The sequence below is a fragment of the Perspicuibacillus lycopersici genome (assembly GCF_025660475.1).
In the GTDB taxonomy this organism is placed as follows: domain Bacteria; phylum Bacillota; class Bacilli; order Bacillales; family Caldibacillaceae; genus Perspicuibacillus; species Perspicuibacillus lycopersici.
On sequence record NZ_JAOUSF010000006.1, the window covers coordinates 43,330 to 60,734 of the forward strand.

The window sequence follows — 17,405 nt, forward strand, 5'->3', positions numbered from 1 at the left end:
CGGATAGATAAAAGTAGAAGGCCGATTTCATAAGAAATCGGCTTTCTTCTCTGAGGTGGGATACGAAAGGTTCGTATTAAGCCCACCACATATTTGTCGGAGAATCATAAATTAGAACATCTTTTAAGTTTTTCACCGCACGATTAAATCCTTCATCGATAGACATTAACGGATCTTCATGCTCTATGCTTACTACATAATCATAGCCATACGTACGAAGCGCACTTATCATATCAGACCATTCTTGCATACTATGGCCACAGCCTACACTACGGAAGGTCCATGCTCTTGTTTGTACATTACCATATGGTTGCATATCTGTTAATCCATACATATTGACATTGTCTTGATCAATATAGGTATCTTTTGCATGGAAGTGATGAATCGCTCCAGCTTTACCTAATATTTTTATTGCTGCAACCGGGTCAATTCCTTGCCACCACATATGAGATGGATCTAGGTTTGCTCCGATGGCATCACATGTTGCTTCGCGCAATTTTAACATTGTATACGGTGTATGCACTAAAAATCCTCCATGCAATTCTAAGCCGATTTTCACATTACTTTGTTGCGCTAATTCTCCAATTTCTTTCCAATATGGAATAAGTTTGTTTTCCCATTGCCATGTTAAAATATCAGCATATTCCGTTGGCCAAGCAACAACTGGCCAGTTTGGTTGTTTTGCATCTTCACTATCACCAGGTGTACCAGAGAAAGCATTGACAACTGGTACGCCAAGTAAAGAAGCTAGCTTAATTGTTTTACGTAATGTTGCATCTGATTGCTGTGCAAAAGCTTTATCAGGTGAGATTGGATTACCATGACAGCTAAATGCGCTAATTGTAAGTCCTCGAGAAGTAACGGCTTCTAAATAGGCTGTTCTTTTTTCTTCACTTTCTAATAATTCATCTAAAGGACAATGTGCATTACCAGGATAGCCCCCGGTACCAATTTCAACCGCGTTTAGACCTGCTTCTTTTACATGATCCAACATTTCTTCAAAGGATAATTCGGAAAACAATACAGTGAATACTCCTAATTTCATACTATTCCCTCCTAATTATAAAGAAACGATTTTTTTCGTTTCATAAGATTCTAGTGCAGCTAAAATAATTTCTAATGATTTTTTCCCTTCTTCGCCTGTAATTAATGGTTCTTTATTTTCTAGAATGGATGTAACGAAGTGATCGATTACATGGGTCTTCGATTGTCCACCATCTTCATTGGTTTGGATTTTTCCAAGTTTATGGTAAACAGATTCACCGTTGCGATACTCTTCTATTAAGGAATATTCTGGATCCGATTCTAATTTAAGGATGCCCTTTTCACCATAAATGGTTGTGGAATTATCATCACCAGTTACGTATGCCCAGCTAGCAGCTAATGTACCGATTACACCATCTGCTGTGCGAAGAATGCATACTGCATTATCATCTACGTCAGTATTTTGTTTTGCATTTGTTTCGACAAACGCACCAACTTCACTAAATTCGCCAAGTAAATAGCGAAGTAAGTCTGCTTTATGGACACCAAGGTCTCCCATAGCACCGATAAAGGCTTGTTCTTTTTTAAAGAACCAGCTGTTTGCACCATCTACGCTCCAGCCTTCTGGTCCAGGATGACCAAACGTTGTTTTAAAGCTATAAACCTTCCCTAATTTACCGCTTTCAATTATTTCCTTCGCTTTTTGATGAGAAGCGACAAAGCGTTGGTTATGGGCAATCATTAATTTTTTGTCATTTGCTTTTGCTGCTGCAATCATTGCCTCTGCTTCCTCTTTAGAAGTAGCCATTGGTTTTTCACATAGTACATGTTTACCGGCATTTAAGGCAGCAATAGATACAGGTGCATGTAAATAGTTTGGTAGACATACACTAATCGCATCAACTTCTGCTGATTTTAATAGTTCCTGATAATCTGTAAAAGCTGTAGCATGATATAACGTTGCCATTTCCTCTGCGCGTTCTGGAACAATATCACAAACAGCAACAATTTCCACAGCTGCATTTAATTGATATTCTGGTAAGTGGCGGTGTCTTGCTATACTTCCACAGCCAATAACTCCGACTTTAAGTTTACTCATTTTATACTCCTCCTTAATGGATAATTAGTTAATTATTGAAAGGTTACACGTTGTTTCTCTTTGCCAGATTGATAGATTGCACAAATCATTTTTTGTGTCTTTAATGCTTCTTCACCAGTAATTTCTGGTTCCATTCCGTTTTGGAGTGCATTATAGAAATTATTAATTTGTTTAATATGACTAACGCCCCAATAGCTTTTCACACCAGAATCATAAACAAACGTTTCTGCTGGATTGTTTTCTGCAATAAATTCTCTTCCGTCGACAAGCTTTACGCTCGCGCGGTCTGCTACCATTTTCGCGATACCATTTTCACAATGAAGTTCAATTTCAACTGGTGCATCATAGGAATAGTAGTTTATTGCATGGAATGCAGTAACAACACCATTTTTATAAGCGATGACACCTTCAGCCGCATCCTCTACTTCAATAATTTCATGTGCTCGATTGCTAATCGTTGCATCGATATATTTAATTTCGCTATCTACAAACCAGCGCATTAAATCCATTGTGTGGATGGCTTGATCAATGATTACGCCGCCACCTTCTTTTTCCCACGTGCCCTTCCAATCGCTTTTTAAGTAATAATCATCGGAACGATCCCAAGTGACAGTTAACTTACCTGCTTTAATCGCACCTAACTCGCCGCTTTCCAGCATTTTTTTGATTAGCTGAGATCCTGGATTATAGCGATTTTGGAAGATTACACCTAGAGTCACATTATTTGCTTTTGCTGTATTCACCATTTCTAATGCATCTTCATAGGCAATAGCCATTGGTTTTTCTGTTAAAATATGAATCTTTCTTTTGGCTGCCTCAATTGCAACAGGTGCGTGCAAATAATGAGGTAAACAAATATGGATGACATCCAGTTCTTCTTTATCAAACAATTCTAGATAATCGGTATAGTAACGACAATTGTATGTTGCCGCTTTCTCTTTTGCTCGTTCTTCTTTCGAATCACATACTGCCACTAGCTCTGCATTCTCTAGTTGCTTAACAGATTGTGCATGCATTGGAAAAATATTGCCGCAGCCGATAATGCCAACTTTCAATTTTGTCATGTAGCATTCCTCCCAATGAAAGAGATTTATTTACTAGCTAAGACTTCTAATGGTTGAACATTTCCGTAAACTGGACGAAGTCTTTCAACAGGAGCTGCCCATTGTACGGCATTGATTATTACCTTTTGAATAAGTTCTTGATGGTATGTTGGATAAGTTTCATGCCCTGGGCGGAAGTAAAATACTTTTCCGTTACCGCGTGAATACGTGCAGCCGCTACGAAATACCTCTCCGCCTTGGAACCAGCTAGTGAAGACGAGCTCGTCTGGTGCTGGAATATCAAAATGTTCTCCATACATTTCCTCTTGTTCTAATTCAATGTATTCTGGAAGTCCTTTTGTAATTGGATGGCTTGGATTAACAACCCATATTCTTTCCCTTTCCCCAGCTTCTCGCCATTTTAGGTCACAGCTTGTGCCCATTAAGGCTTTGAATATTTTAGAGAAATGCCCAGAGTGTAAAACAATTAATCCCATTCCGTTTAATACTCGTTGCCGTACCTTTTCTACGATTTCATCTGAAACTTCATTATGTGCAAGGTGTCCCCACCAAATTAAAACATCTGTATCTTGTAAAACATCATCGGTTAAACCATGTTGTGGTTGATCTAAAGTTGCTGTTCTAGTTTCAAAACCAGCAGTGGATAAAAAACCAGCAATGGCATTATGAATACCTGTTGGATAAACTTCCTTTACTACCGGGTTCTTTTGCTCGTGGCGATTTTCATTCCATACTGTTACTTTTACCAAGTAAATCACTCCTAAGTAATGAATAGTTATATTAGAACAGGATAAATGAAAACGCTTTATTCTATGCGCACAACGAAACTATTAGTATAGTTTTTTAAAAGTTCATCTGTCGAAACGCATGCTATGAGAAGAAAATAAATTAGTAAAACGTTTTCACAAACTGTAATTTTACTATATTAAATATTTGAAATTAGGTCAATAGCTTACATATAAGTCAGACTTTTCAGATTTATACATGTGATTGATTTGTTGAATTGAAAGAGGAAGATAACTTTTATTTTTAGGGAATCATTAAAAAAGCTATTGGGATAAGATAATTTTTCGTAATCTGCAAACAGAGAAACTAACTAAAAAAATATATATAGTAGGTAAATAATAAAAAATATAAGCGTTTTCAAAAAAATAAAAAATGGATATTGCCTATACTTTTTTTGTATGATACTATGACATTGTAAATGCAAACGTTTTACTAAATTTGTATTTACATAGTGACGGAATGTGTTTTTATGATGATTGCGGTGTTTATATGACTGGTTTTATTTTTTTGCTACCGAATGTAACCGTATTCATTGTAAGGGTGCATGACAAAGAAATGATCATTTATTATGAGGAGTGGGATGATGAAGAATAAAAGAATTTTCTCCAAATCACTAATGGCATTATCACTGGCAGGGGTATTACTAGCAGGTTGCTCTAGTGATGGAGGCTCAGACGAAGACAAAATTACGGTTGACGTTTTCCAATTTAAAGTAGAATTTAAGGAACAATTTGAGGATTTAGTAGCGAAATATGAAAAAGAACATCCAGATGTTAACATCAATGTTAAAACTGTGGGTGGAGGAAATGATTACGGAGCAGCAGTAAAAGCAGCATTTGCAGCTGGAGATGAACCTGATATTTTCAATGTTGGTGGACCTTCAGAGGTAGAGCAATATCGTGATTATTTGACAGATCTATCCGATACAGCAGCTGCAAAAGCAGCACTTCCTGGAACACTTGATAGTGTAACAGATGGCGAAGAAATTTTAGGATTACCATTTAACCAAGAAGGCTATGGATTTATTTACAATAAGAAAGTTTTTGAAAAAGCTGGTATTGATCCTAGCACATTAACTACTTACGACGCTTTTGAAAGCGCTGTTAAAACATTAGATTCGAAAAAATCCGAACTTGGTATCGATGCAGTATTTGCACTTGCAGCGAAAGAAACATGGGTTATCGGAAACCATTTAGCAAACGCATTTATTGCACCAGACTTTAACCATAGTGTTCTAGAAGCGTATAATTCTCCTACAATTGAAATCAGTAAATCAAATGAATTAAAGAGAATGCTAGATTTACAAAATGAATATTCTGTACAACCAGTACTAAGTCTTGATTATTCACAACAAGTGGAGCAATTATTCTCTTTAGAGAAAGTAGCAATGATTAAACAAGGTAACTGGATCTACAATACAGTGTATAGTATGGATCCTGAGTTCGCAGAAGAAAATATTGGGATTATTCCTATTCCGGTAGAAGGTTATGAAGGAAAATTACCTGTTGGTGTACCAATGTATTGGACAGTAAATAAAAATGCAGGTGATGAAGTTGTAGCTGCAGCAAAGGATTTCCTAGACTGGATGTATACATCTGAGACTGGTAAAGAAGCCGTTATGAATGATTTCAAATTTATCCCTGCTTACGAAGGATATGATCCAGCACAAATAGCAGATCCACTTTCACAAGAAATTTATAAATATGCTTCTGAAGGAAATACCATTGGTTGGGTATTCTTAGGCTCTCCTGTAGGCTGGCAAGAAGAATCATTAGCTGTAAATATGCAGAAATATTTAAGTGGTGAAATTGATTGGGATACAGCAATGGATAACGCTAAGAGCGATTGGGAAAAGGCAAGAAAATAATTTCGAGTAAGTAAGCATTTAAATACAACCAACAAAATAATGACATTTTGTTGGTTGTATCGTTTAACTTTCGATGGAAAGCATTCAGTGGGGGTGTAAGGAATGAAAAATAAAAGCTTATCTTTTTGGTTATTTCTCGGACCGGTACTTATAAGTCTTTGCGTGGTAGTATTAGTACCTTTAATTTATGGATTTATCTTCTCATTTACGGATTGGACCGGACTTAAAGGTAGTAATTTTATCGGGTTAGAAAATTACGTGGATTTATTTAAGGATAAAGAATTTCTTCAATCCATTTGGTTTACAACGAAATTTGCAGTTGTAGCTATTATATTATTAAATGTTATTGGCCTAGGACTTGCACTACTAGTAACGAGAAAACTAAAGTCCAGCAATTTTTTACGAACCATTTTCTTCATGCCGAATCTTATTGGGGGGTTAATTCTAGGATTCATTTGGCAATTTATTTTTATTAACGTATTTGATGGAGTAGGTAAATTACTTCATATGGAATGGTTAAGTGGCTGGCTATCTACAACAGAAACTGGATTTTGGGGACTTATCATATTAACGGTATGGCAATGGGCAGGCTATATTATGATTATCTATATTGCGTATCTTGAAGGGGTGCCTCAAGAACTTATCGAAGCTGCAGAAATGGATGGAGCGAACAGCTTCCAAAGATTCCGCAATGTTACATTCCCACTAATTCGACCTGCATTTACGGTATGTTTATTCTTAACATTATCCCATTCGTTTAAGATGTATGATCAAAACTTATCTTTAACGGCAGGTGGGCCATTTAACTCAACACAAATGGTGGCAATGGAAATTTACAAAACAGCATTCAATGAGAACTTAATGGCATTTGCTCAATCAAAAGCAGTAATATTCTTCATCATTGTTGCTGGTATCGGTTTAACTCAAGTGTACTTTAATAAGAAGAAGGAGGTTGACTTATAATGAAGAAGAAAAAAAGAAATTTACTAATTTTAGAGATTGTAGGCTTACTTCTTGCATTATTATGGTTATCTCCTTTCTATATTATGATTGTAAATTCAATTAAAACGAAGAAAGAAATTTTTAGTGACGTTATTGGAATTCCAGAAGAGTGGACATTCGAAAACTTTTCTAATGCGTTTATTGATTTAGATTTTATCCATTCTTTTATTAATTCCTTAATTATTACGATATTTAGCGTGGGAATCATTATTATTTTCTCTGCAATGGCAGCATATGCGCTTCAACGGAATAAGAGTAAATTAAGCGGGATGATTTTCTTTATATTTGTTGCAGCTATGCTTATTCCATTCCAATCGGTTATGATTCCACTTGTATCACTTTTTGGAAAAGTTGAAATGCTAAATCAAGTTGGCTTAATCTTTATGTATTTAGGCTTTGGTAGTAGCTTATCCATCTTCCTATATCATGGATCCTTATCAAGTGTTGCTGTTTCGCTCGACGAAGCTGCTACAATTGATGGTGCAAACAAATGGCAAATCTTCTGGCGGATTATATTCCCTATTCTTAAACCAATTTCTGTTACGGTAGGAATATTGAACGTCATCTGGATTTGGAATGACTATCTATTGCCATCATTAGTATTAAATGAACAAAGTGCAACTATTCCTTTAAAGATGTTCTTCTTCTTTGGACAATATACAAAACAATGGCATTTAGCACTTGCAGGCTTAACGATTGCTATTATTCCGGTTATCATTGTTTACTTCTTTGCGCAAAAGCATATTATTAAAGGGGTTTCAGATGGTGCGGTAAAATAATAACTACTTTTGTATTGGAATGTACGATTAAAATATTTAGGGGAAGGCTATTTTCTCCTTCCATTGTAAAGTTAATAATGGTGTAAGGTAAATATCGTAAGGAAGGAGGAGAAAGGGTGAGTGTTACAATTAAGGATGTGGCGAAAAAGGCGAATGTATCTCCTGCTACTGTTTCAAGAGTTATAGCGGATAGTAGCAGTATAAGTGAAAAAACGAAGAAGAAAGTTCGAAAAGTAATGGAAGAGTTGGGCTACTATTCCAATTATAATGCTAGAGTGTTAGTTCAGAAGAATACCCAAACGATTGGCATTGTGATGAAGCATTCTGCCAGCCATACATTGAATAACCCATTTTTCCCCGAAGTATTACGAGGAATAAGTTCTCTTTGTTATAAACATGAATATAGTATTTCGCTTACAACTGGTGAAACAGAGGAGGATATTTACGAAGAAGTAGTAAGAATGGTACGGAGTAGGAGAGTTGATGGTGTTATTGTGCTTTACTCGAAAATCAACGATAAAGTTGTACCATTTTTACTAGAATCGGATTTCCCTTTTGTTGTTATCGGAAAACCATTGAGCGATACGAATCGTATAATGTATGTTGATAACGATAATATTCAAGCAGCAAAGGAAGCCACAGAGTATATCATCACTCGTGGGCATGAGAAAATTGGCTTTATCGGAGGAGATCCGAATTTTCAGGTGGTTCGTGATCGTCTAAATGGTTTCCAACAAGCAGTAAATGACCATCACTTAGCATTGGACGAATCATATGAAAAATATTTCCAATTCAATCAAGTACAAGCGACGCAAATTGTACAAGCGTTTTTACGGATGCCGAAACCCCCAACGGCTTTCGTAATTACCGATGATATTAATGCATTACTTGTGATGCTTACTTTACGAGATTTAAATATTAATGTACCTGAAGAAATTAGTATTATTAGCTTTAATAATACGATTATCTCGAAATTAGCAACTCCGCCAATGACTTCTGTAGATACCCAAACCTATCAGCTAGGTTTTGAATCGGCAAAATGTTTATTGGAACTAATTAATACTCCAAATATTTTCAAAAAGAGCGTCATTATTCCAACGATTATTATCGAAAGAGACACTTGTATGGAACTAGTAAGAACTAGGAGAAATGGATATTGATTATGGAAAAACCTAAAGAAGCACCTCCAAGTGAGACACTATCTTTAGGCTTTTCTTTTTTTTATAATAGACTAGATGTTATTCATCTAGAGATCAAAGTTTGGCTGTTTTCTCAAGGATTGTTGTTATTTCATGAGATAAGTTTATTAAATGGAGTGCTGAGCAGACTGAGTAAACAAAGACTCCACGAAAAGCAGAAACGCATGTATTCTGTCTGCTGTCTTTTTACAAATATCAACAAGCTATACGAAAACAGCCTAAAGTTATCAAACTGTTAACTTATGACAAAAGAAAAATGTTAAGGAGTGCTTCCAATGAACTCATCCGGTTTGACTAATGGAATAAATAATATAAGTACTTGGATTATGCGATTTTCGGTAATAAATTTAATGTGGCTACTGTTTAATATCCCGTTAGTTATTATTGTCGTGAGTATGTGGATGAACAAAACTAACGATAGCACCATCCAATTAATAATACCTGCAGTAATTCTAGCGCCACTATTATTATTCCCTGCTACTACTGCGATGTTTGCATCTGCTCGAAATTGGGTGATGCAAAAGGAGGAACATTCCTTAATTCGATTCTTTTGGAAATATTATCGTGAAAATTATAAGCAGAGTGTTGGTGTTGGAGTCTTGCTTACTATTGTGTGGGTTATTTGGGGTGTTGATTATTACTACTTTAGTAAGGAATCTGTATTATTCATGGGCTCCTTCCTATTAATGGGTTTCCTATTATATGTGTATACGATCAACTTGTTTTCCATTCAAGCACATTATAATGAAAAGTTAATCGTATTATTAAAGAAAGCCTTTCTTATCACGGTTGGTAGTCCATTATTAGCCGTTGTTGTCCTTGTGAGTAATGGGATAATTTTTTATATGAGTATTAATGGTTTATTATTTTTACTGCCATTTTTTACGTTTTCATTAGTTGCATATTTATCCTTTTCCGCTTTTTACCGCCGCTATTTAAAGCTTGTTAGTAATCCTGAAAAATAATAATATAGTATCAATCGAAAAAATCGGTTCTTTCTTTATAAAGCCGTTAATACTGGTTTAGTAGCAATTATTGTCGAATCGAGTGACTTTAATGAATTTGTCCCACCTACTAAATAAAAATGGTTGAAATCCGAATGGAGGGCTATACAAAATGGTATAGTCTATTTTATTTGCGCGAAAAAGTGCGTTACAATAAGAGTATAACTAAAGAAGATAAGGTGTTTGAAATGAAAAAATGTATTGTTATTGGTGCCGGTGTTTTAGGAGCTTCTACTGCATACCATTTAGCAAAGCTTGGCGCAGAGGTAATTGTTGTGGATCGGAAGGATGCTGGTCAGGCGACAGATGCAGCAGCCGGAATCATTTGTCCTTGGCTGTCTCAACGGAGAAATAAGGCGTGGTATGCTCTTGCAAAGGATGGTGCTGCATATTATGCCTCCTTGATTCAACAATTAATAGAAGATGGAGAAACGGAAACAGGATATCATCAGGTAGGTGCCTTAAGTATCCATACAGATGAAGAAAAATTAATAAAAATGGCAGAACGAGCAATTAAAAGACGGGAAGAGGCACCAGAAATCGGGGATGTTCGGGTATTATCCCCAGAAGAAACAACTAAACTTTTCCCACCTCTTGCTGATCATTATGGTGCTGTTTTCGTCAGCGGTGCTGCTCGTGTTAATGGTCGCTCGCTAAGAAATGCATTAATAAATGCTGCAACAAAGCATGGTGCAACATTTATTAATGGCTCGGCAACTATCGAACATTATGAAGGTAAAATAACAGGAGTACAAATAGGGCACGATTTTTATGAGGCAGATGCAATCATAAATACGGCAGGCGCTTGGGCTAATGAATTATTAAAACCATTAGGAATCGATTTTCAAGTAACCTCACAAAAGGCACAAATTGTCCATTTGCAATTAGACAATCATGAAACCGCCAATTGGCCGGTAGTGATTCCACCGAATGATCAATATATTCTTGCCTTTGAGGATGGAAAAATGGTAATAGGTGCGACACATGAAAATAATATGGGTTTTGATAATCGGGTAACCGTTGGTGGACTCCACGAAGTATTCGAAAAAGCATTATCAATAGCTCCCGGCATGAAGCAGGCAACATTTTTAGAGGCAAGGGTTGGGTTTCGACCATTTACTCCAGGCTACCTACCAATCATCGGAGAAATTCCCGCCTATAAAGGACTTTATGTAGCCAATGGTCTTGGTGCCTCTGGTTTAACCGTTGGACCATTTCTCGGGGCACAGCTGGCGAAATTAGTGTCTGGGTATGCAGTCGATATTGAACTCGAGCTTTATGATGTATCAGAAGCAATCGATTTGTAAAAAGGGTGAGAATTATGAGTACAAAAACTAATGCAATCCGAATATTGGATAAGGAAAAAATTAATTACAATATTTTTACATATGATGTGAACGATGGGAAAATAAATGGGACAACGGTTGCGGATAAAATTAATCGAGCAGAGGCAACAGTTTTTAAAACATTGGTCACCCATCAAGGACAAAATATTTACATATTTGTCATCCCGGTTATGGCAGAACTAGATTTAAAGAAGGCTGCGAAAGCGGCAGGGGAAAAAAAGATTGAAATGCTTCATGTGAAGGATTTACAAAAGTATACTGGCTATATTCGCGGAGGGTGCTCCCCGATCGGTATGAAAAAAAGCTATCCGACCTTCATTGATTTACATGCGAAAGACCTACCGAGCATGGTCGTCAGTGCAGGGAAAATTGGAATGCAAATGGAACTTGCCCCAGAAGCATTGGCAAATGTTGTTCATGCTAAATTTGTAGATGTTATAAAATGAAAAAAGAGGCTGGGACAAAAGTAATTTTTATGTAAGAGAATCCAAACAAAGTTAAGTAGGTAAATTCGCTCCGGAAATATACTTCGCTTTCCGCGGACATGGCAAAAGCCTCCTCCGCTACGCTTCGAGCGGGGTCTTCGGCTTATGCTTTTCCCGCAGGAGTCTACGTATATTTCCTCCGCTATCTCTTACATTTAAACATCAATTGTTATGTCCCAGCCTCTTTTTCCTATGGTAATTACTCTTTATTATCTTCCATTGCTGCCTTTAATAAATCACCAAGACTAGTACCAAAGGAGTCCTCTTTTTGCGTATATTTTTGCAGCAATTTTCGCTCCTCGCGCTTGTTCACTGCTTTTTTCTTCTCAGCTGCTTTCTCCACTACATTACAGGTACGACACTGGAAGTATACACCAGCTACTCCATTATGCATTTCCATTTTTTTATGACATTGTGGACAGCGGCGATTAGACAATTTCGGGTCTTTTCTTCGACGATAGGAACAGCTCTGACTAGAGCAAACAAGTATTTTACCTTCTTTCGTATTACGTTCCTTTAAAAAGGATCCGCATTCTGGACATTTCGAACCTGTTAAGTTATGTGCTCGGTACGATTTCTCACTTTTGACAATCTCAGATACTAGGTTCTTTGTTTGTTGGCGAATATTTTGTAAAAAGCTAGCGGGATTTCCTTTGCCAAGAGCGATCATCTCGAGCTCTCTCTCCCATTTTGCCGTTAGTTCAGGTGATTTTAATTCATTATTCACTAGCTCCATTAACTGTTTTCCTTTTGGAGTAGAATGGAACTTTCCATTGTTTCGTTCGACTACTTCTGTTGAAACAAGTCTTTCGATAATTTCTGCTCTTGTAGCAGGTGTTCCAAGTCCATATTTCTCCATATGATACAGCAAGTCTGATTCAGAAAAACGGCTTGGTGGCTCTGTTAGTCGTTCTTGGAATTCCGCAGAGTGTACGAATAATTTTTGACCTTTTGTAAGGTTACCAAGTCTTTGGGGAGATTCGTCCATCTCATGATTTCCGGAAACCTTTTTGAAGCCAAACTCCATAATTACTTTTTCTTTAGCAGTGAATGTTTCACCTTCAATGTCCATGACCACTTGAATGGTTTCGTATTTATATGGTGAATGGAATAGTGTTAAGAATCGACGGACGATGAGATCGTACAGCTTTCTTTCATCTGCTGATAAATCGCCAATATGGACCTGCTGCTCGGTTGGAATAATTGCGTGGTGATCGGAAACCTTAGCATTATTAAACACGCGATTTGCCAATACTTTCCCTTTGTTTGCAAGAATCGGTCGAACATCCTCTTTATATGCGTTAGCGATACCGTGTAGCCGGTCAATCATTGTTTCCTTCATATCATTTGTTAAATAACGAGAATCGGTTCGTGGATAAGTCACGAGTTTATGCTCTTCATATAATTTTTGCAATGTATTTAATGTTTTCTTTGCAGAAAAACCAAAACGTTTATTGGCATCTCTTTGTAGTTCGTTCAAGTCATATGGGAGCGGCTGTTGTTCGGATTTTTCTTTTCTATTAATATCGCGAATTATCGCTTGTTTTCCGCTAACAGTGGAGACAATTTTTTCTGCAGTTTCTTTTGAAAATATTCGTTTTTCCCCAGCTTTTTCCCAGTCTGTTTGAAGTGGGCCGACCTTTGCTTGAACGGTCCAATATGTTTTCGGCACAAAAGTTTGGATTTGCTTTTCCTGATCAATGATAATCGATAGTGTTGGCGTTTGAACACGTCCAGCAGAAAGGGGATCCTTGTATTTAGTTGTTAATGCTCTAGATACATTTAAACCAATTAACCAGTCAGCCTCTGCACGACAAATGGCGGATTGATACAAATGCTCGAATTGTTTTCCAGGCTTTAGTTGCTTAAAGCCATCTTGAATTGCCCGATCTGTAACGGAAGAAATCCAAAGTCGTTTAATTGGCTTTCTCCAGCGGAGTTTTTCTAAAATCCACCGAGCGACAAGCTCTCCTTCCCTTCCTGCATCGGTTGCGATGATGACTTCCTTAATATCATTTCGCTTTGCAAGTCCTTCAATTGCTCGGAATTGATGGCTTGTCTGTTTAATCACTTTAAGCCCCATTTTCTCCGGAATAATTGGCAAATCCTCAAGCTTCCATGTTTTATATTTACTATCATAGTGTTCTGGCATTTTTAATTCTACAAGATGCCCAAGTGCCCATGTCACAATATATTGCTTACCTTCTATATAGCTTTTATGTGATTCGCGGCAACCAAGAACTCGTGCAATTTCTCGAGCAACACTAGGCTTTTCTGCGAGTACAAGTGACTTCATAATATCTCCTTTCAGTTGATGAAATTTACGTACAAACAAGCATTTATACTATTTGATTTTAGTTAATGAACGTTGGAAAGTAATGAATGAAATACATACATTTGGTTTTCTATAATCCAATATTTTGTTCTTGCATTTACTTAGTATAGCGTAACGGTCATAAAAATGTAATGGATAGGACTGCTAATCCAAATTCGTACCAAAACATAACGAATGCAAAAAGAGGAACATAGTAATTTATGGTATGCTAAAAAAATGAAATTTACTAAAACTGTTTGCAAGGCTGTAGAGTCTAATGGGGGAAGAGGAAGAATCGGGGTGTAAATATGGATATGGTCGAACAACTGTTGAAGGAAGCACAAAAAGGGGACCAGGAAGCATTCTTTCAACTACTTACTGTTCATAAAGAACAATTATATCGAGTAGCGTATGCCTATTTAAAAAATGAAGCAGATTCATTAGAGGCAATTCAGGAAGTGACGTATCGAGCCTATAAAAATATTAAAAAAGTAAAAGAACCTAAATATTTTTCAACATGGCTAACGAGAATTATGATGAATTATTGTAATGATGAATGGAAGCGAAGGAAACGGTTGAGTGGAAAGGAGCCAACGGAGCTTCTGCTCGCCCATGTAAAGGAAAATGACGCTAGACTTAGTATCGAAGCAGCTATCCAAACACTGGATCCGAAGCTTCAGGAAGTGATTGTTCTGAAATATTTTCAAGATATGACAATCGAACAAATTGCATATGTACTTAAACGACCATCTGGGACAGTAAAGACTTGGTTAAACAAAGCACTGCGAATGTTACGGAAGCAGTTAGAAGAAGGGGGCGAATTTCATGGGTAATAAGGAAGAGGAACAATTAACAGAAGCTAAAAATAAATTTGCAGAGATTCCAATACCGGAGACCATTGATAATTATATTTATGCTGGAATTCAAAAAGCAACGAATTATCGGAGGAAAGGGAGACGGACCTTTTATTCAGCCATTGCGGTTGCCGCATTATTATTCTTTTCGGTTATTTCCATACGGATTTCTCCTGTCTTTGCTAGTATTGTCAGGCAAATTCCTGGATTCGAACGATTAGTTTCTGTTATTCAAGGAGACAAAGGCTTAGAGTCTGCCGTTGCAAATGATTATGTGCAAGTAGTAGGAAAGTCACAAACAAAACAGGGGATAACGTTTACGGTAGATGAAATTATAGTAGATGAACAAAGGCTATTCATTTTTTATTCGATAACTACAGAGGAAAACTATGATTCTATTATTGCTTCAAAAGTGGAAATTACGAATCAAGATGGGGAAGATATTGTTGGTACATTAGCAAATGGAGCACATATAGATGTGGTTGCAGGGGAGACAGTGAAAGGGAAAATGGATGTTGGCTTCCTTGATGGGGTGGATATACCCGACGAGTTAAATCTAAATTTAAGCTTTCAAGCAAACGAAATAGACAATAAAGAAACCTGGAATATTCATTTTCTGGTAGATAAAGAAAAGTTTAGTGCTAATAAGGAAACTTTTCCATTGAATAAAACCGTTACCGTTGAAGGACAAAAGCTTACCTTTCAAGAGGTAACGATTTATCCAACAAGAATTGCTATCCATGTAAAATATGATGAGGCAAACACGAAGGAGCTATTTAGCTTCGATGATCTAGTCATTCTAAACGAGGATGGTGAGGAATGGGCAAGTGTTAAAAACGGTGTATCTGGTACAACAATAAATGCAAACGAGGAAATGTTATATTTAGAAAGCAATTACTTTGAAAAACCAGAGGAATTATATTTGCAATTTTCTAGTATACGAGCGTTAGATAAGGATCAAATGGAGGTGGTAGTCGATTTAACGAAGGAGCAGCTAATAAAAAAACCGGAGGAATTGCTCTCTTTATCAAAGGTTGTGAAAGAGAAAGATATAGTGAGATTAACCTTTTCGATAAAACAAACAAATGCATTTGATACTAATCAATTCTATGAAATTTTTAATAATCGTTATTTTGATCATGATGGCAATGAATATTCATTAGGAGGCTCCAGCTCCTACCGTTCAAGCGAATTAGGCTTTATGACAGAAATCTCCGTGAAAAACGTGGTGAATGCGAGTCCGCTGTACTTGGAAATTTCCGACTTTCCGTCGAGAATTGAACAAAAGACGACCATAAAAATAAAATAAGGGATTAGCGATAATAAATAGCCCTCCTATAGACACGATAGGAGGGACATTTATTATTTTTGCTGAAAGGATTGAATTGCTTTGTTTGCTAGTTTCCCTTTAACGACATCTTCCATGGGTGGATTGTAGAGTCCCGCCCGAACATTTAGGTAGTAGCGGTGCATTTGGTTAGAGGCAGACAATGCACGAGCACCAACAATTTTCATTGCCTTATCCACTATGGAAATAGCTGCATTAGTGACTGCTAGTTTCGTTACCTCTAATGCTTCCTCCAAGCTTTCTTTCTGGTTGGATTGTTCATAGCGTTCAATCGTTCCGTATAATAAATGCCTTGCAGTTGCTAGCTCTAGCTCTATATCACCGATAATCTGCTTAATATTTGGTGCCTCTGCTATTGGTTTCCCGAATGATGCTGGCACATAGCTCGCCGCAAAGCCGATAGCGTAATTTCGTGCGGCAGCAGCTATCCCAATGTAGCAAGCAGGAATATGAAGCAGCCACCCTTTATAAAGAGATTTCTGGTAAGCTGTATTAGAGAGTACAAAATGCTCAGGCACTGTTACATTCTCTAGTAAAAGTGTATGACTGGCTGTTCCGCGCATTGCGACACTATCCCAAGTTTCTTTTATGGAAAGTCCAGTAATGTCTCTTGGAATAATGACTAATTCCACTTCTGATTGCTCATTTGTTGCGGTTACAAGAAAGTAGTCAAGAATTGGAGCAAGCGAGGTAAAGGTTTTTTCCCCGTTAATTAGCAATTGATTTCCGTTTCTTTTAACGCTCGTTTTCGGCAGTGCTCCACGTGTTGGACTACCAGCATTTCTTTCAGATGCTGCTGTATTTATAATAGCCCCATTTTTTACTGCCGTTAGCAGCCAACTTGCAGTTTCTTCATTCCAATGCCGATTTTCTGCGTACTCTAAAATAATTCCATTATGCCAACCAATACAGAGACCGGTGGAACCACTGCCTTCTGCTATAGCTTCTTGGCATAGAATGTATTCATAAAGCCCCATTCCTTGACCGCCATATTCCTTTGGGAGAGTTAAAGTATGATAGTTGATTTTCTTTAAATCCTCAAAATCTTGAAAGGGGAAGGAACCAAGTGCATCCAATTGTGGTTCACGTTCCGTAAAAACTTGTTTTAACTGATTTATTTTCGTAAGTAATTCTTGTTGTTCGGGTGTTTTTATAAATGATGCCATTGTAATACTCGCCTCCATCAACAAGTGTAGACAAAATGAGTTTCTTTACTTTACAAATATATTAACAATTATCGACTGTATATGAAATCAAAACGATTCCAGTATCGA

At 37.0% G+C, this 17,405-nt stretch carries 15 protein-coding genes; 9 read left to right on the plus strand and 6 right to left on the minus strand.

The genetic code is table 11. The features are described from left to right. Positions 1–76: 76 nt before the first annotated feature. Genes OEV98_RS15930 through OEV98_RS15945 form a run of 4 tightly spaced genes read right to left on the minus strand, consistent with a single transcriptional unit; the run spans position 77 to position 3,896 of the window. A complete protein-coding gene (locus tag OEV98_RS15930; RefSeq protein ID WP_263074346.1) occupies positions 77–1,045 on the minus strand; it encodes a sugar phosphate isomerase/epimerase family protein in 969 nt (322 codons plus the stop codon). Between the two features lie 15 nt (positions 1,046–1,060). Beyond that, a complete protein-coding gene (locus tag OEV98_RS15935) occupies positions 1,061–2,083 on the minus strand; it encodes a Gfo/Idh/MocA family protein (RefSeq protein WP_263074347.1) in 1,023 nt (340 codons plus the stop codon). 32 nt (positions 2,084–2,115) lie between these two features. Beyond that, complete coding sequence (locus OEV98_RS15940) at positions 2,116–3,147, minus strand: Gfo/Idh/MocA family protein (protein ID WP_263074348.1); 1,032 nt, start codon at positions 3,145–3,147, stop codon at positions 2,116–2,118. Between the two features lie 26 nt (positions 3,148–3,173). Beyond that, positions 3,174–3,896: a ThuA domain-containing protein gene (locus OEV98_RS15945; RefSeq protein ID WP_263074349.1), complete on the minus strand. Its 723-nt coding sequence runs from the start codon at positions 3,894–3,896 to the stop codon at positions 3,174–3,176. Positions 3,897–4,516: 620 nt separating this feature from the next. Here OEV98_RS15945 and OEV98_RS15950 point away from each other — a divergent pair. From OEV98_RS15950 to ybaK, 7 genes are all read left to right on the plus strand, one after another. Next, positions 4,517–5,800, plus strand: a complete 1,284-nt coding sequence (locus OEV98_RS15950; protein ID WP_263074350.1) for an ABC transporter substrate-binding protein — start codon at positions 4,517–4,519, stop codon at positions 5,798–5,800. 102 nt (positions 5,801–5,902) lie between these two features. Beyond that, complete coding sequence (locus OEV98_RS15955; protein ID WP_263074351.1) at positions 5,903–6,763, plus strand: carbohydrate ABC transporter permease; 861 nt, start codon at positions 5,903–5,905, stop codon at positions 6,761–6,763. Further along, on the plus strand, positions 6,763–7,581 hold the full coding sequence (locus OEV98_RS15960; protein ID WP_263074352.1) for a carbohydrate ABC transporter permease: 819 nt from the start codon (positions 6,763–6,765) through the stop codon (positions 7,579–7,581). The genes OEV98_RS15955 and OEV98_RS15960 overlap by 1 nt, the downstream gene beginning before the upstream one ends. A 116-nt stretch (positions 7,582–7,697) precedes the next feature. Beyond that, the gene (locus OEV98_RS15965; RefSeq protein WP_263074353.1) at positions 7,698–8,741 is read left to right on the plus strand and encodes a LacI family DNA-binding transcriptional regulator; all 1,044 of its coding nucleotides are present in this window, start codon (positions 7,698–7,700) and stop codon (positions 8,739–8,741) included. A 314-nt stretch (positions 8,742–9,055) separates the two neighbouring features. Next, positions 9,056–9,745 carry a YesL family protein gene (locus OEV98_RS15970; RefSeq protein ID WP_263074354.1) on the plus strand — a complete coding sequence of 230 codons (690 nt, stop codon included), beginning with the start codon at positions 9,056–9,058 and terminating at the stop codon, positions 9,743–9,745. A 227-nt stretch (positions 9,746–9,972) separates the two neighbouring features. Beyond that, positions 9,973–11,091 (plus strand): NAD(P)/FAD-dependent oxidoreductase, encoded by a 1,119-nt coding sequence (locus OEV98_RS15975; protein WP_317633824.1) that lies wholly within the window; start codon positions 9,973–9,975, stop codon positions 11,089–11,091. Between the two features lie 11 nt (positions 11,092–11,102). After that, positions 11,103–11,576, plus strand: coding sequence for a Cys-tRNA(Pro) deacylase (gene ybaK / locus OEV98_RS15980; RefSeq protein WP_263074493.1), 474 nt, complete (start codon positions 11,103–11,105; stop codon positions 11,574–11,576). Between the two features lie 238 nt (positions 11,577–11,814). Here the strand turns inward: ybaK and OEV98_RS15985 are convergent, their stop codons facing one another. After that, entirely contained in the window at positions 11,815–13,911 is a 2,097-nt protein-coding gene (locus OEV98_RS15985; protein WP_263074355.1) for a DNA topoisomerase III, read from the minus strand. Between the two features lie 326 nt (positions 13,912–14,237). Here OEV98_RS15985 and OEV98_RS15990 point away from each other — a divergent pair, with 326 nt between their 5' ends. Then, positions 14,238–14,762 carry a sigma-70 family RNA polymerase sigma factor gene (locus tag OEV98_RS15990; RefSeq protein WP_263074356.1) on the plus strand — a complete coding sequence of 175 codons (525 nt, stop codon included), beginning with the start codon at positions 14,238–14,240 and terminating at the stop codon, positions 14,760–14,762. Further along, on the plus strand, positions 14,755–16,092 hold the full coding sequence (locus tag OEV98_RS15995) for a DUF4179 domain-containing protein (RefSeq protein WP_263074357.1): 1,338 nt from the start codon (positions 14,755–14,757) through the stop codon (positions 16,090–16,092). The genes OEV98_RS15990 and OEV98_RS15995 overlap by 8 nt, the downstream gene beginning before the upstream one ends. A gap of 53 nt (positions 16,093–16,145) precedes the next feature. Here OEV98_RS15995 and OEV98_RS16000 read toward each other — a convergent pair whose 3' ends face one another. Next, the gene (locus OEV98_RS16000) at positions 16,146–17,297 is read right to left on the minus strand and encodes an acyl-CoA dehydrogenase family protein (protein WP_263074358.1); all 1,152 of its coding nucleotides are present in this window, start codon (positions 17,295–17,297) and stop codon (positions 16,146–16,148) included. Between the last annotated feature and the right edge of the window lie 108 nt (positions 17,298–17,405).

Bases quoted from the DNA above. Each gene is read 5' to 3' on its own strand.
- OEV98_RS15930 (WP_263074346.1), bottom strand. From the start codon at position 1,045: ATGAAATTAGGAGTATTCACTGTATTGTTTTCCGAATTATCCTTTGAA.
- OEV98_RS15935 (WP_263074347.1), bottom strand. From the start codon at position 2,083: ATGAGTAAACTTAAAGTCGGAGTTATTGGCTGTGGAAGTATAGCAAGA.
- OEV98_RS15940 (WP_263074348.1), bottom strand. From the start codon at position 3,147: ATGACAAAATTGAAAGTTGGCATTATCGGCTGCGGCAATATTTTTCCA.
- OEV98_RS15950 (WP_263074350.1), top strand. From the start codon at position 4,517: ATGAAGAATAAAAGAATTTTCTCCAAATCACTAATGGCATTATCACTG.
- OEV98_RS15955 (WP_263074351.1), top strand. From the start codon at position 5,903: ATGAAAAATAAAAGCTTATCTTTTTGGTTATTTCTCGGACCGGTACTT.
- OEV98_RS15960 (WP_263074352.1), top strand. From the start codon at position 6,763: ATGAAGAAGAAAAAAAGAAATTTACTAATTTTAGAGATTGTAGGCTTA.
- OEV98_RS15970 (WP_263074354.1), top strand. From the start codon at position 9,056: ATGAACTCATCCGGTTTGACTAATGGAATAAATAATATAAGTACTTGG.
- OEV98_RS15975 (WP_317633824.1), top strand. From the start codon at position 9,973: ATGAAAAAATGTATTGTTATTGGTGCCGGTGTTTTAGGAGCTTCTACT.
- OEV98_RS15985 (WP_263074355.1), bottom strand. From the start codon at position 13,911: ATGAAGTCACTTGTACTCGCAGAAAAGCCTAGTGTTGCTCGAGAAATT.
- OEV98_RS15990 (WP_263074356.1), top strand. From the start codon at position 14,238: ATGGATATGGTCGAACAACTGTTGAAGGAAGCACAAAAAGGGGACCAG.
- OEV98_RS15995 (WP_263074357.1), top strand. From the start codon at position 14,755: ATGGGTAATAAGGAAGAGGAACAATTAACAGAAGCTAAAAATAAATTT.
- OEV98_RS16000 (WP_263074358.1), bottom strand. From the start codon at position 17,297: ATGGCATCATTTATAAAAACACCCGAACAACAAGAATTACTTACGAAA.